Below are 13,588 nucleotides of genomic sequence, written 5' to 3'. Positions count from 1 at the left end.
GGAGGCTGATCGAGTACTTCCCGCTACCGCGCATGGGGCCGATCCTGGCAGCGGTAGCAATTCTTGCTCACATGACGCCGGGCCCGCCCTGAAAGGGGGCGGGCCCGGCTTCGTGCTTCGTGCTTCGAGGAGCCGTCGGGTCAGGGGGTGACGATGGCGAAGTCGGGGTCGGGGGCGGAGAGGTGGCTCAGGAGTTCGGGCAGCTTGCCGGCGTCGCCGGTGACCTGCACGCCGTCCTGGGCGGCGAGGTCCGCGGGGGCGGTGGCGCCGGCGAGCAGGGCGCGCAGGTCCGCTTCGGTGAGGGTGACCTCGACCTGCGGGTCGGCCCCGGCGGACCCGGTGCCGGTGGTGTGGGTGAGGACGCCGTTGCGCAGATGCAGGGTGACGGGGTCCTGGCCCTTGATGTTCCAGCGCACCGCGATGTCCGCGTCCCAGCTGCGCGGGCCGTCCACGCGGATCGCGAGGGAGTCGAAGAGCTGGTCGAGGGTCAGCGCGGCCAGCATGTCGGGCGAGGTGGTCGTGATGGGGGTGCCGACCGAGCCGTCCCGCAGTTCCAGCGCGCCCATCAGGTAGAAGTTGCGCCAGGTTCCGTTCTCGCTGCCGTAGCCGAGCTGCTCCAGCGCGTCCGCTTGCAGCTCGCGGGCGCCGGCATGGCCGGGGTCGGCGAACAGCACGTGGTCGACCACCTGGGCCACCCAGCGGAAGTCGCCGTCGGCGAAGGACTCCCGTGCCCGGCGCACGACCTCGTCGGCGCCGCCCATGAACTCCACGTACCTGCGGGCCGCCTCGACCGGGGGGTGCTCCCACAGGTGGGCCGGGTTGCCGTCGAACCAGCCCAGGTAACGCTGGTAGATCGCCTTGGTGTTGTGGCTGACGGAGCCGTAGTAGCCGTGCGTGTGCCAGGCGCGTTCCAGGGCGGGCGGCATCTGCATCTCCTCGGCGATCTCCAGGGCGGTCAGGCCCTGGTTGAGCATGCGCAGCGTCTGGTCGTGCAGGTACGCGTACAGGTCGCGCTGCTCGGACAGGAAACGCGTCAGCTCCTCCCGCCCCCACACCGGCCAGTGGTGGGAGGCGAAGGCGACGTCCGAGGAGCCCGCGAACAGCGTGACCGCCTCGGTGAGGTAGGCCGCCCAGACGTGCGGGTCGCGGACTTCGGCGCCGCGCAGGGTCAGCAGGTTGTGCAGGTTGTGGGTGGCGTTCTCGGCCATGCACAGGGCGGAACGGTCCGGGAAGTGGATGTTCAGCTCGGCCGGCGCCTCGGTGCCCGGAGTGAGCTGGAAGACCATGCGGATGCCGTCCACGGTCTCGGTCTGCCCGGTGCGGGTGATGTCGTGCGTCGGCGGGATCAGCGTGACCGCACCGGTCGAGGTGGTCTGGCCCAGTCCCGCGCTGATCTGGCCGCGAGGGCCCTTGGGCAGGGCGGCGCCGTACATGTAGGCGGAGCGGCGGGACATGGCGGTGCCGGCGTAGACGTTCTCGCTGACCGCGTGCTCCAGGAAACCGAGCGGGGCGAGGATCGGTACGCCGCCGGCGATGTCCTCGTCGGTGACGACTCCGCGCACCCCGCCGAAGTGGTCGACGTGGCTGTGGGTGTACAGCACGCCGGTGACGGGGCGGTCGCCGCGGTGCTCCCGGTACAGGGCCAGGCCCGCGGCGGCGGTCTCCTCGGTCAGCAGCGGGTCGATGACGAGGATGCCGCGCTCGCCCTCGACCAGCGTCATGTTGGACAGGTCGAAGCCGCGGATCTGGTAGATGCCCTCGGTCACCTCGAACAGGCCGTGGTCGGCGCAGAGCCGGCCCTGCCGCCACAGGCTCGGGTTCACGGTGTCCGGGCAGTCCCCGTCCAGGAAGCCGTACGCGGTCAGGTCCCACACGGTGCGTCCGGTGCCGTCGGCGATCAGGTTGTCCCGCGCCGTGCCCATGAAGCCGCGCCTCGCGTTCTCCAGGTCCCGCGTGTCGTCGAAGGGCAGTCGCGCCGTGACCTGCTGGTTGGCGGCGGCGATGGTCGGCTGCGCGGGCTTGGGCTCGGTCTGCTCGGACAACGCGGACTCCCTTGCTGGCGGGCAATGGTGACGGCCGCACGGCCGGCACGAACGCCTCCACCCTCCGCCCGGCGGCCACCGCCATCGACCGCAGGTGCTCCATCCGGGGTAACCGGTGAGGGCGCACGTGTACGGGCCCGCGTCGGCGGCGACACACCTGTTCGGCGGAACGTCCCACACCGGCCGCCGGGCGGCACGGTCTCATGTGGGCATGCCGATCACTCTCCCCCCGCGCCGCGGAAGCGGCACCTACCGTCGCCGGGCGGCCGTCCGGGCCGTGCTGGGCGTCACCGCCGCCGCCGCCCTCGCGGGCGTGTGCTTCGCCGCGGTCAGTCCCGGCGCTGCCGCGGCCGAGGGCGACGTGGCGACCAGCACCCTGGCCGACCTGACCGTCTCCGACGTGCCCGTGGCCGGGCTGACCGCGTTCCACGGCGTGTTCGGCACGGCGGGCTCTGCCCCGGACGCGGGCCTCGACGAGGGAGACTTCTCCGACCCCTCCGGAGTGTTGCAACACCTCACCGTCCACGGGAACGGGGTCGCGCTGACCGACGCGGAGCCGGAGAAGAACTACGCGCAGGCGCAGGCGTCCGGCTTCACCCTGGCCCTGACCCGTCCCGACTTCCTCAGCGTGGGGTCGCTCGACTCCTACACGGAGTGCCTCCCCGCGCCGGTCGGCCCGCTCGCCCTCGCCTACGCCCACACGGACTCCGACGAGATCGACGTCCTCGGCCACGAGGTGCCCCCGGGCACCACGCGACTGGACGTCACCGGCGCCGAACTCGGCGTCGACAGCGTCAGCACGGCCACGCTCACTGTGGTCTACGACCGGTTCGAGGACCCGTCCGGCGGGGCCTACCAGCCGGTGTCCTCCGCACGCGCCGGCCTGGACATCACGATCACCGGCACCTTCCGCGACACGGACGGGGCCGTCGCCTACGACGGTCCGGTCACCCGCCTGGAACTCGGCCACGTCGCCGTGACCTGCGAGGCCCCCACGCCGACGGACACGGGTACGCCGACGGTGACTCCGACGGATACGGGTACGCCGACGGTGACCCCGACGCCGACCGACACGGGTACGCCGACGGTCACGCCGACCGACACCGGTACGCCCACGCCTACCCCGACGGACACCGGTACCCCCACCCCCACACCCACCGGCACGGGCACGGGCACCCCCACACCCCCCACACCCACGCCGACCGGTTCCGAGTCGTGCCCGCCCAGTACGACGCCGAAGCCGCACCACCCCGGTGGCGGTGGATACGGGCGGCACGCGGGCGCGTAGGCGTCCTGCCCGGCTCTCCGCCGGGCCGCTCACCCACGTGGGTCCACCGGGTCGCGGCATCCGGTGGGCTCGCGGAGCGTGAGGAGCGTTCCTGTGACCGGAGGGCGTGGTGCCGTGGGTGACGCGATCGGGCAGATGCTGGCGTCCGCCGTGGGGATCGCCATCAGCCCGTTGCCGCTGATCGCGGTGATCCTCATGCTGGCCACGCCGAAGGGACGCGCCAACGGCATGGCGTTCACCGCCGGGTGGATCGTGGCGCTCGCCGTGCTGGTCACGGTGGTGGTGCTGGTCGGCTCGGGCGGGGACGCCTCCCATGGCGACGGTGGGCCGGGGCGCTGGACGTACTGGCTCAAACTCGCGCTCGGGCTGGTGTTCCTGGTGCTGGGCGCCGGGCAGTGGCGCCGGCGTCCGCGCGAGGGACAGGAGGCGGCGCCGCCCGGGTGGATGCGGGCGATCGACGGTTTCTCGCCCGCCAAGTCCGCCGGTCTGGCCGCGGCGCTCGCGGTGGCCAACCCGAAGAACCTGGTCCTCGCGATCGGCGGCGCCGTCTCCATCACCGCCTCCGGCGCGAGCACGGGCGGCAAGACCATCGCCGCCGTCCTGATGGTGCTCGTCGCGTCGCTGTGCACCCTGTTGCCGCTGGGCACGTACCTGCTGGGCGGCAGCCGGTCCGAGGCCGTACTGGGGGAGTGGCGCACCTGGATGGCCCGGCACAACGCGGCGATCATGACCACGGTGCTGGTCGTCCTGGGCGCCAAGTACGTCGGCGACGCGATCAGCGGTCTGACCCGGTGAGCGCGAGCAGCGGTGCCGCGGCGGCCCCGGCACGCGAGAGCGGCCGCTGATGGCCGGGGACGACGACCCGGCCACCGGGTCCGGACGTGACGACGCCCACCGTTCGACCGCGGAGGGCGCGTGGTGGGAGCGGGGCGAGGAACCCGACTACCGGGCCACCATGGCCAACGAACGCACCCTGCTGGCCTGGTCGCGTACCGCGCTGGCGTTGCTGGCCGCCTCGTTCGCCGTCGTCAAACTCACCGTCGTCACCCCGCGCGGCCTGCGGCTGGCGCTCGGCGCCTATCTCATCGCCCTGTCGGGCGGCGTCACGGTCACCGGATACGTCCAGTGGCGCGTCCGCCAGGCCAGGATGCGCCACCGGCTGCCCCTGGGCCGCGTCGTGAGCCCGCCCGTGCTCACTGCCGCGCTGCTGGTGCTCGCCGGTTTCGTCGTCGCGGTCATCGTCGTCGCGTCGTGAGGAGGTGGATCGGTGGCCGTACGACCGCACCCGCTGGTCCGCGTCCGGTCGACGCTGTCCGGCATGAGCGGCCCGGGCGCCCGGGGCGACCTGCTCGGCGCGCTGACCGCCTGGGCCCTGATCGTCCCGGAGTGCGTGGCGTACGCGCAGATCGCGGGGGTGCCGCCGCAGAACGCCTTCTACGCCGCGCCGGTCGCCCTGGTCGCGTACGTCCTGCTCGGCCGCTCCCGGTTCCTGATCATCGGGGCGACCTCCGCGGCGGCGGTGCTGTCGGGTGCGACGGTCGCGGACATCACGTCGGACCCGAAGCGGGCGGTGGGCCTGTCAGCGGCGCTCGCGGTGATCGCCGGCGGTGTGCTGCTGGCCGCGGGGCTGGCCCGGCTCGGGTTCGTGACGAACTTCCTCGCCGAACCGGCGCTGTACGGCTTCCTGTTCGGGATGGCGCTGACCATCGTGGTCCGCCAGGCCGCGAAGATCGTCGGGGTGTCCAGCGGCGACGGGCAGTTCTTCCCCCGCCTGTGGACGCTGCTGCGGCACCTGCCCGACTGGTCGCTCGCCTCGCTGGCCGTCGGGGCCGCGGCACTGGCGGCGCTGTTCGCGCTGGAGCGCTACGTCCCCAGGCTCCCCGCGTCCCTCGTGGTGCTGGTCGTGGCGCTGGCGGTGTCCGCGGCGGCCGGGCTGGAGGACCACGGGGTGGAGGTGGTCGGGAAGATCCCCTCGGCCGTACCGGTGCCCCACCTGCCCGGTATCCCGGCCGCGGACTGGTGGAAACTGGTCGGCGGGGCCTGCGGGGTGTCGCTGGTGGTGTTCGCCGAGGCGTTCAGCATCGCCTCGCGGTTCGCGCGCGAGCACGGCGACGAGGTGGACGGCAACCGGGAGATGGCCGCGGTCGGATTCGCGAACGTCGCGGTCGGCTTCGTCCGCGGCTTCGCCGTCTCCGGCAGTGCCTCGCGCAGCGCCGCCGCCGAGTCCGCCGGCGCCCGCTCCCAGCTGACCTCGCTGATCGCCGCCGTGCTCATCCTGCTCACCGGCGCCTTCCTCACCCCGCTCTTCACCGACCTGCCCGAGCCGGTGCTCGGCGCGATCGTGATCGTCGCCGTCCGCGGCTTCCTGTCCACCTCCGAACTGCGGCGCTACGCCCGAGCGGACCGGGCGAGCCTGGGGGTGGCGCTGACCGCGCTGGCCGGGGTGCTGCTCTTCGACCTGCTGCCCGGGCTGCTGCTGGCGGTGGCGCTGTCGCTGGTGCTGTTCATCGCCGCCGCCAGCACCGCGCACCTGTCGGTCCTGGGCCGGCTGCCTGGCGGCCGGCTGTACGGCGACGCCGCGCAGCACCCCGGCGCGACCACCGTCCCCGGGGTCCTCGCCACCCGGCTGGACGGCGCCTTGTTCTTCGGCAACGCCGACCGCACCCGGCTGGGCCTGCTCGCGCTGGCCTCGGCCGCCCACCCCCGACCCCACACCGTCGTCCTCGACCTGGGTGCGAGCTACCACCTCGGCGTCCCCGTCCTGGACACCCTGGACGAGCTGCGCGCCGCCCTCGACCGTCAGGGCAGCGCTCTGCACCTCGCCGGTCTGCGCGCGGTGGCCCGCCCCGCGTTCGACCACCACCGGCTCGCCGCCCGGCTCGGCCCCGACGCCGTGCACGCCACCGTCGAGGACGCCATCGCCGCGGTCGCCCGGCCGCCGGCCGGATCGCAGAAGTGAGGGCCATGCGCAAACCGCTGTCCGCCACCGGTCGCCGCCGTTCCCGCCGCTCACCCCGCGCGGCGTGGCCCAACCGCGGCCTGGCCGTCGTGCTCGTGGCCGCCGGGGCGCTGCTGGGCTGGTGGCTGCCGCACCTGGAACGGACCAGGAACCTCGGCGGCCTGTCCTACGACGCGTCCGCCGCGCAGGCCACCCTCGGGGCGATCGCGTCGGGCATCATCACCCTCACCGGTTTCGTGCTGACCGCCGTCACCCTGGTCATCCAGTCCGTGCAGAGCATGTCGTCCCGGCTCGCCGGGGTGCTGGGCTTCTTCGAGCGTTCGCTGGTGCTGTTCGGCGCGCTGACCGGCACGGCCGTGTACTCCCTCGTCGTCCTCGCGCAGGTCCGCGAGCACCATGTGCCGGACCTGGCGGTCACGTTGGCCATCGTCTTCGTCGTCCTGTCCACGGGCACGATCCTGCGCACGCTCGCCGGGCTGCGGGAGATGATCACCGGCGGCGGCCTCGTACGCGCGGTCGGGCACCGGCTGCACGAGGCACTCGACCGCGTCTGGCAGGACACGGCAGCAGCGGAGCCGTCCACAGGGCCGGCCGCCGGGCCCGAACCGGAGAGTGCCGTGGTCACCGCGACCGCCGGCGGCGTCGTCCAGCGCATCGACGGTCCCGCCATCGCGGCGGCCGCGGCCGGCAGCGGCCTGCACGTCACCTGCCTGACGGCCGTCGGCAGCTTCGTCGAACCCGGCGAGCCCCTCCTGCGCGTCACCCCCGGGCCGCCGGCCGAGTCCGACGCACGACGCCTGGTCCGCGCCGTACGCCTCGGGCCCTCCCGCCGTATCGACCACGACCCCGCGTACGGGCTGCGCCTGCTCGTCGACGTCGCGATCCGGGCCCTGTCACCCGCCGTCAACGACCCGACCACCGCGGTCCAGGCCCTCGACCAGATCGAAGCGGCCCTGCTGCGCCTCGCCCCCCGGCCGCTCGGCCCGGCCACCCTCCGCGACCGCGACGGCGCCGCCCGCGCCACCATCCCCCGCCCCGGCTGGAGCCAGCTCCTCGACCTGGCCCTCGCGGAGATCCTCGGCTACGGAGCCGGCTCCCTCCAGGTCCAGCGCCGCCTGCGGGCCCTGCTCGACACGGTGCAGCGGACCATCCCGCCCGCCCGCGCCGCCACCCTCACCCCCTACCGCGCCATCCTGGACCGCGCCGCCCGCGCCTTCCCGGACCCGACCATGTCCGAAGCCGCCACCACCCCCGACCCCCAGGGCATCGGCGGCCCCGCCCCCACCCGATGACCCCCGCCCCCGGCCGCGGCGCCCGGGCAGGGCCGCCTTTCGGTCGAGCGTGCTCGTGGTGTGGTCGTCCGCGGCAGAATGGGGATCATGGCCCAGTTGGAGACGTCTCCGAAGATCCGTGCTCGCATGAGCAAGCAGCGCAGCCGCGACACGGACATCGAGATGAACCTTCGCAGGACACTCCATGCCGCTGGGCTCCGGTACCGGCTCCACCGCAAGCCGTTGAAGGGCGTGCGCCGGGAGGCCGACATTCTCTTCGGGCCGGCTCGCGTCGCCGTCTTTGTCGACGGCTGCTTCTGGCACGGCTGCCCTGAGCACGTGACATGGCCGAAGAACAACGCGGGCTTCTGGCGCGAGAAGATCGAGAAGAACCGTGCTCGTGACCGTGACACCGATGCCCGTCTCGCGGAGGCCGGTTGGGCGTCGGTGCGGGTCTGGGAGCACGAGGACGCGGTTGCGGCCGCCGAGCGGATAACCACCCTGGTCCACGAACGTCGCGGGGGTGTGGGGCGGCCGAACGGGCCCGGCCACTCCGCACTGCGCATCCACGCCGACCGTTAGACTTTCCCCCTATGGCCAGCCCAGACGCAGTTGCTCCATTCCTTGAGAATGCGTACATTCTGGATCTTTTCGCGGGTCCGGGTGGCCTTGATGTAGCCGCGCACATGCTCGGGGTGCCCTCACTCGGGATCGAGTGGGACCGGAATTCCTGTGAGACGCGATACGCGGCGGGTCTCCCGACGTGGCATGCGGACGTCAGTGCGGTGCGGCGGGACAGGTTCCACGAGTTGCCGAAGGGATTGACCGTGCTGGCCGGCGGGCCGCCCTGTCAGACGTACTCAGTGGCAGGCCACGGGGCCGGCCGGAAGGCGCTCAAGGAGGTGGAGGGGTTCATCCGGGCGTTGGTGGACGGGGTCGATGACAGCGCGATCGATGCGCAATTGGACGAGCTGCACGGTGACCCTCGCACCGCCCTGGTCCTGGAACCTCTTCGATACGCGATCAAGGCGCTCACCTGCCCCAACCGGGACGGACGACCTTTCGACGTGATCGTCTTGGAGCAGGTACCCGGTGTCAAAGCGCTGTGGGATGTCTACGCGGAGGTCCTGAGGGCGGGACTGCCCGGTAGGGGCGGCGAGCGAGTCCGGTACAACGTCGCCGAGGTCACGACATTGCAGACCGAGGCCTACGGTGTTCCGCAGACGCGTCGCCGTACGATCCTCATGGCCCGGTTGCTCGAGCACGGCACTCCCAGGCTGCCCGTCCCCACGCACCACACCTACAAGCCGCGGATTCCTGAGCAGGTCGGGGCCGAGGACACGCCGACCGTGGTGGAGTCCGGGCAGACCGCATTGCCGATGACCGAATTCGAATCTCCGCTCAGGCCGTGGGTCTCCATGGGCGAGGTGCTGGAGCCCGCCGGCCGCGGGACCCCCTTCTCTGTCGTGTCGAACTACGGCAGTGGCGGAGATCCCAAGATGCGCGGCATACGCAGTGACAAGCAGCCGGCCTTCACCGTCACCGGAAAGGTCTCTCGCAATGCCGTGTGGCGTGGGGACGGCACTCCGCACAGCCCTGATCGTCTGACTGTTCCTGAGGCGGGCATCCTTCAGACCTTCCCGCCCGACTACCCCTGGTCGGGAGGCGATCAGTCGCAGCAGGTGGGTAATGCCGTGCCCCCGCTGTTCGGCATGCACGTGCTCGCGGCCGCGCTTGCATTGGGGCTCCCGCCCGAGGAAAGGCTGCGGGAGCAGTGGCCCGAGGTCGCCGTCGAGGATCGTGCCACGCTCCGCAAGGAGGGATGTGGGGTTTCCGACGGGTGCGGTCCCAACTGCCCCAAGTCCGTGGATCAGTCTCCTTCGCGGTCCTCCGACTCGTCCCGTCCCCGCACCGGCGCGTCCGCGAAGAGATCGGAGAAGTAGTCGACCAGCGTGCCCACGGAGCTTTCCGGCGCCGGCTCTTCCTGGGGGCCGACCGGGAGCGCGGACCGTGACACCTGGCGGGCGGACTCGGCCTCGGCGATCCAGTCGAGCAGCGGACGGGACTCCCGTTCCGCGTCAGGAGCGATGACGTCGTACATCAGGGTTGCGGCGGAGGCATTGACCGCTCCGACCAAGGCGTTTACCTCGCGGCCGGTGGCGATCACACCTTTCGCGACCAATCGGACGATCGCCTGGGCCGTGGGACGGTGGTTGATCACGGACATCCGCAGGGCGGTGTTCAGGATGTCCTGGTTGCCACAGGCCGTGACGACGGGTTCGTAGTCCGAGCCGTCACGGAACAGTTCGGCAGCCCACCAGAGGCGGGCGAACACCTGCTTGTGGTACTGACCTCGGAAGCGCTCGGCGGTCACTTTGGCGACCTTGCCGTCCTTCGGTTCCGACAGATGCCGCCACACCGTGTAGTCGGGGGCGACCCCAAGGGCGAGGTAGTTCCAGAAACCGGTGTCGGCTGCCTCGCGACGGGTGAGTCGGAGAACAGCATGCAGGCGGGGAGCGAGCCAGGCATCGGCCTGAGTGGTCTTGAGCCCGCGGTTCCGGCAGTAGGCCATCGCGTCCTCGGCCAGGTCGCGGACGGGCAACAACTCTCCGCGTCGGTCACCGTGCGGCAAGGGTTCGGTGACCTGGTTGAGCCTGATGCTCGGCACGTCCTCGCGGCCGGTGAGCAGACCTTCGGTGAGGAAACCGGTGGCCTCGGAGTTCGGGAGCAGCGCGAGGCGCTCCGGGAAATGACTGGGCCGCCCGATCATGCGTCGTTCCCCTGGGTGAGTCGTTCGAGGTCACGGATGGTGGTGGAGAGAGTCCTGGGGACACCGGCACGCCGGGAGGCGGCGAAATGGATTCGGGGTTGGAGATCCCCCCAGCCGGTTGCGGACGGGCCGGTGCGGGCAGCGTGGACTTCGTGCAGGGCCTCCTCCGCCCCGCGATCGGGATACATGTCGGGAAGCATTTCCCGGAGCACCTCTCCCTGCCAGCCGTGCGGGAACAGCGGGGCGCCGTCCTCCTCGATCTCCAAGTCGCCCACGGCGGAGTGGAAGACGGCGGTCCAGACCTCGGAGCACATCTGGGCGATGAGGAGTTCCCGGACGGTCTTCTCCGCGCCGCTGCCACCATCCGCGCCGATCAGGTCTCCGAGCCCGTCGAAATCCGTGTTGACACGTACGAGGGGAATGCGTCCCGTGGTGTCGACCAGCCAAGGGGAGTCCTTGAAGCGCTGCAACCTGCTTGGGCCTGACGCGAAACCGACCATCCTGACGTCGAGTTCGCGGGCGAGTGAGGGAGCGGCCTCGATGACATCGACGAACCACTCCATGTCGGAGGTGCCGATCACCCGGCCGTGGACGCCGTCGACGGTGGCGACGACGTGCAGAGCAAGAGAGGCACGGTCGAGGAGGTCGCAGCGATGGAGGTACAGCTCGGCAGTCCGCTCGCGACCGTCGGGGGAGACCGGGGACAACTCCACGGACGTACGCGAGTTGGTGGCGCGCTCGGTCAGGACGGCAAGCACCTTGACGTCATGCCAGGGCCCTTCGGGGTCCACCGCCTTGGCCGGGAGCCGGGCAGAGACGCGGAGTCGCGCCTCTGTCCATTCGGGGCGGTCCTCATCGGGACCGAGGGCCACGACGCGTTCGACCGTGGAGATGTACTTGCTCTCCACGTCCTCCCAGGGCTCGCCCTCGGCCTTGAGTTGGGCGCTCTCGACACGCCAGGACAGATTGCCGGTCAGCCGACGGTAAGGGTAGACCTTCATGCCTGCTCCCCCTTTCCGACGCGCAGTTCCACGACAAGCCCAGTGAGTTGGGCTCTCACCGGGTGACGGGAAACGTCGGTGACACCCCTGAAGACGGCCTTTCGGCTGCCGGATTGCAGGTTCAGGGCCCCGTCGACGACCTCGCAACCGCTGACGGCGACGAGTTCCTTCCACGGCGCCGCGGGACGAGGGCCGGATCGCACGTCGAACTTGGCGATCGGGGTGACCGGGCGGTCCGGGTCGACGCTCGCCGGCACCCGCAGGTCGACCGTGACCGACCAGGCTCCGGTCTCGTCGATCAGCGCGTCCACGTTGTCCAGTTCGGGCAGGGCCGTTCCTGCGGCGGAGCGCGTCTTCTGCACGGAGCCGCCGCCCACCTTGAGTCGGCCGGCGATCTTGGCCTCGCCCCCGCTTCGGCTCTCGGCCCGGGGAACAGCGACCAGTTCGCGCACCGCGCTGTTGGCAGCGGTGGTCAGGGCCGCGATGCGTCGGTAGGCAGAGGGGGAGTAGGCGAGGCGGAGTTCCTCGGTCTGACCCCACTTGTCGTGCTCGGGTGGTTCGGAGGCGCGAAGGAACTCCTCGGCGGCCTCGGCGCCAGGGGCGTCCGGTCCCGCCGCCCGGCCGGCGAGAAGAATCGCCTGGAAGGGGTTGGTGCCGACAGGAACATTGCCGACGGCGCTGTCTCTGACGGTCATGCGGTTCCCTCGCATGGAGACCAGCCGGTTCGGGCGCCCATCGGCGTCCTCGGCGTGGGTGACCAGGAGCACGGCCTCGTGAGGCACGCTGCCTCGCGCCTTTCCGCCGTGCAGAGGCACGTTCACATGGACGGTGGTGCGGGCGACCTGGCCCGGACCGGTGAGACGGTTGACCGTGTTGCCGTCCAGGAACGCTCGCAGGGCGCGTGTTCGGGAGGGCTGTGTGACGGCAGGGTCCACTCGCTCCTCGGCGATGAGCACCTCGCCGTTGCGGTATGTGCGGATCGATGCCTCGAGGTGCGGTTTGTGGTTCTCGCCGCCGGTCATTGCGGCCCAGAAGTTGCGACCGAGCGCATCGACGAGCCGAGCGTGAATGCGATGGACGGAGTCCTCGTCCTCGGTGGTCTCATCCTCGTCGACGGTGCCTATGGGAGTTGCCAGGCTGGCGACGTCGTGAGCGCCGACGATGAGGAAGGAGGTCCCGGGGGCTGCGCTCTCCCGGGTGAGGTGGAGCTTCTCGACGGTTTCGTCGTCGGCCCACCAGGAACGGGCGACATCGGTGGATCTGGCGTCCGGATCGGGACGTCCGAACCAGGCAGGTCCCGCAAACTCTCGACCGTCGACCTCGCGCCAAGGGAGGTCGAGCCGACCGATCAGACGACGTTCGGTGCGCCCCTCATGAGGCGTGGAGAGGGTGGAGTTGATCAGAACGAGGCCGAGCCGGCTGGTGGCCCAGAGGGTGGCCTTGCCCAACCCGTAGGAACCGCCTGCTCCGTGGTCCTGCTTGTGACTGTCGAGTTGCCTGCGGACCACGGCCGCGAAGAGTCCGTCGTCGTAGTCGCCACCGGTCAGGCCGGTGGCGTTGTAGTCATCGACGCGCAGCAGCACCAAGCGGTCGTGCTGGTACATGTCGCGCAGCCCTCCCGCGATCGTGCGGGCGACCTTGCCCTGCTTGTCGTTGTCGGTGGTGAGTGCCTTGTAGTGCGGGAGCAACCCTTCCCAGTCGATGGCCTCACGGAACCGGGCAAGGGCTTCGCCTGTGAGTTCGTGCAGGGTGTAGCGAACCCGAACGGGTTCCCCGGGGTCGAGGCGTGCGTCGAGGCTGTTCTGGGTGGCCTCGCGCGCGAGGATCGACACGTCGGCTTCGAAGGCGAACGCGGCGGCGTTGCCGTACTCGCGGCCGCCGTCGGCGTGTGCCGGCCGGTGATACCAGGAGACCGGAAGCCCGACATGGGCGTCGGTGCTGCGGGTGTGGATCGTCGCCAGGTCGGTCCCGAGTGCCTTGGCGATGCGCTGGATGGTCTCGTCCCGCGGGACCGAGCGGCCCACGATCCAGGCCGACACGGCTGCTCGGGTCATGCCGAGTTCCTCCGCCAGATCGGCTTGGCTCTTCCTGGCGTTCTTGAGCTGGCGTGCCAGCCAGGGACCGAAGTCCTCAGCTGCCTCCATACCCCACCTGCTTCCACTCGTGAGATCGGGTGAGGGCCACCGTACCGCAGGACAGTTGACGACGCGCCGGCCTGTCAAAAGTTCGTTGACGCGCGGTCCGCACCCGCTCGGGT

General features: G+C 71.2%; 11 protein-coding genes. 7 read left to right on the top strand and 4 right to left on the bottom strand.

The window, feature by feature from the left end:
• Positions 1-140: 140 nt before the first annotated feature.
• Positions 141-1,922, bottom strand: coding sequence for an alkyl/aryl-sulfatase (locus OG896_RS13305; protein ID WP_443057246.1), 1,782 nt, complete (start codon positions 1,920-1,922; stop codon positions 141-143).
• A gap of 331 nt (positions 1,923-2,253) precedes the next feature.
• Here OG896_RS13305 and OG896_RS13300 point away from each other — a divergent pair, with 331 nt between their 5' ends.
• The 7 genes from OG896_RS13300 to OG896_RS13270 all read left to right on the top strand — a co-directional run bounded on the left by OG896_RS13300 (position 2,254) and on the right by OG896_RS13270 (position 9,503).
• On the top strand, positions 2,254-3,330 hold the full coding sequence (locus OG896_RS13300) for a hypothetical protein (RefSeq protein WP_329365291.1): 1,077 nt from the start codon (positions 2,254-2,256) through the stop codon (positions 3,328-3,330).
• Positions 3,331-3,423: 93 nt separating this feature from the next.
• Complete coding sequence (locus tag OG896_RS13295) at positions 3,424-4,125, top strand: GAP family protein (protein WP_329365289.1); 702 nt, start codon at positions 3,424-3,426, stop codon at positions 4,123-4,125.
• 49 nt (positions 4,126-4,174) lie between these two features.
• Positions 4,175-4,585, top strand: coding sequence for a YidH family protein (locus tag OG896_RS13290; protein ID WP_329365287.1), 411 nt, complete (start codon positions 4,175-4,177; stop codon positions 4,583-4,585).
• 12 nt (positions 4,586-4,597) lie between these two features.
• Entirely contained in the window at positions 4,598-6,289 is a 1,692-nt protein-coding gene (locus OG896_RS13285) for a SulP family inorganic anion transporter (protein ID WP_329365286.1), read from the top strand.
• Positions 6,290-6,294: 5 nt separating this feature from the next.
• Positions 6,295-7,581, top strand: a complete 1,287-nt coding sequence (locus OG896_RS13280; RefSeq protein ID WP_329365284.1) for a DUF2254 domain-containing protein — start codon at positions 6,295-6,297, stop codon at positions 7,579-7,581.
• 87 nt (positions 7,582-7,668) lie between these two features.
• Complete coding sequence (locus tag OG896_RS13275; protein ID WP_329365282.1) at positions 7,669-8,142, top strand: very short patch repair endonuclease; 474 nt, start codon at positions 7,669-7,671, stop codon at positions 8,140-8,142.
• A gap of 11 nt (positions 8,143-8,153) precedes the next feature.
• Positions 8,154-9,503: a DNA cytosine methyltransferase gene (locus OG896_RS13270; RefSeq protein WP_329365281.1), complete on the top strand. Its 1,350-nt coding sequence runs from the start codon at positions 8,154-8,156 to the stop codon at positions 9,501-9,503.
• Here the strand turns inward: OG896_RS13270 and OG896_RS13265 are convergent.
• The 3 genes from OG896_RS13265 to OG896_RS13255 are packed head-to-tail and all read right to left on the bottom strand — an operon-like array spanning position 9,431 to position 13,475.
• Positions 9,431-10,330, bottom strand: coding sequence for a DUF6339 family protein (locus OG896_RS13265; RefSeq protein WP_329365280.1), 900 nt, complete (start codon positions 10,328-10,330; stop codon positions 9,431-9,433). The genes OG896_RS13270 and OG896_RS13265 overlap by 73 nt on opposite strands.
• Positions 10,327-11,331: a hypothetical protein gene (locus tag OG896_RS13260; protein ID WP_329365279.1), complete on the bottom strand. Its 1,005-nt coding sequence runs from the start codon at positions 11,329-11,331 to the stop codon at positions 10,327-10,329. The genes OG896_RS13265 and OG896_RS13260 overlap by 4 nt, the downstream gene beginning before the upstream one ends.
• Positions 11,328-13,475, bottom strand: coding sequence for a helix-turn-helix transcriptional regulator (locus OG896_RS13255; RefSeq protein ID WP_329365278.1), 2,148 nt, complete (start codon positions 13,473-13,475; stop codon positions 11,328-11,330). Before OG896_RS13255 ends, OG896_RS13260 begins: the two co-directional genes overlap by 4 nt.
• Positions 13,476-13,588 lie beyond the last annotated feature (113 nt).

The sequence above is a fragment of the Streptomyces sp. NBC_00669 genome (assembly GCF_036226785.1).
GTDB lineage: Bacteria > Actinomycetota > Actinomycetes > Streptomycetales > Streptomycetaceae > Actinacidiphila.
This window is presented reverse-complemented; position numbering and strand designations above follow the sequence as displayed.

What these genes read in the sequence shown, in the direction of transcription:
- OG896_RS13265 (WP_329365280.1), bottom strand. Translation starts at nt 10,330, where the DNA reads ATGATCGGGCGGCCCAGTCATTTCCCGGAGCGCCTCGCGCTGCTCCCG.
- OG896_RS13255 (WP_329365278.1), bottom strand. Translation starts at nt 13,475, where the DNA reads ATGGAGGCAGCTGAGGACTTCGGTCCCTGGCTGGCACGCCAGCTCAAG.
- OG896_RS13305 (WP_443057246.1), bottom strand. Translation starts at nt 1,922, where the DNA reads ATGGGCACGGCGCGGGACAACCTGATCGCCGACGGCACCGGACGCACC.
- OG896_RS13275 (WP_329365282.1), top strand. Translation starts at nt 7,669, where the DNA reads ATGGCCCAGTTGGAGACGTCTCCGAAGATCCGTGCTCGCATGAGCAAG.
- OG896_RS13260 (WP_329365279.1), bottom strand. Translation starts at nt 11,331, where the DNA reads ATGAAGGTCTACCCTTACCGTCGGCTGACCGGCAATCTGTCCTGGCGT.
- OG896_RS13290 (WP_329365287.1), top strand. Translation starts at nt 4,175, where the DNA reads ATGGCCGGGGACGACGACCCGGCCACCGGGTCCGGACGTGACGACGCC.
- OG896_RS13300 (WP_329365291.1), top strand. Translation starts at nt 2,254, where the DNA reads ATGCCGATCACTCTCCCCCCGCGCCGCGGAAGCGGCACCTACCGTCGC.
- OG896_RS13280 (WP_329365284.1), top strand. Translation starts at nt 6,295, where the DNA reads ATGCGCAAACCGCTGTCCGCCACCGGTCGCCGCCGTTCCCGCCGCTCA.
- OG896_RS13270 (WP_329365281.1), top strand. Translation starts at nt 8,154, where the DNA reads ATGGCCAGCCCAGACGCAGTTGCTCCATTCCTTGAGAATGCGTACATT.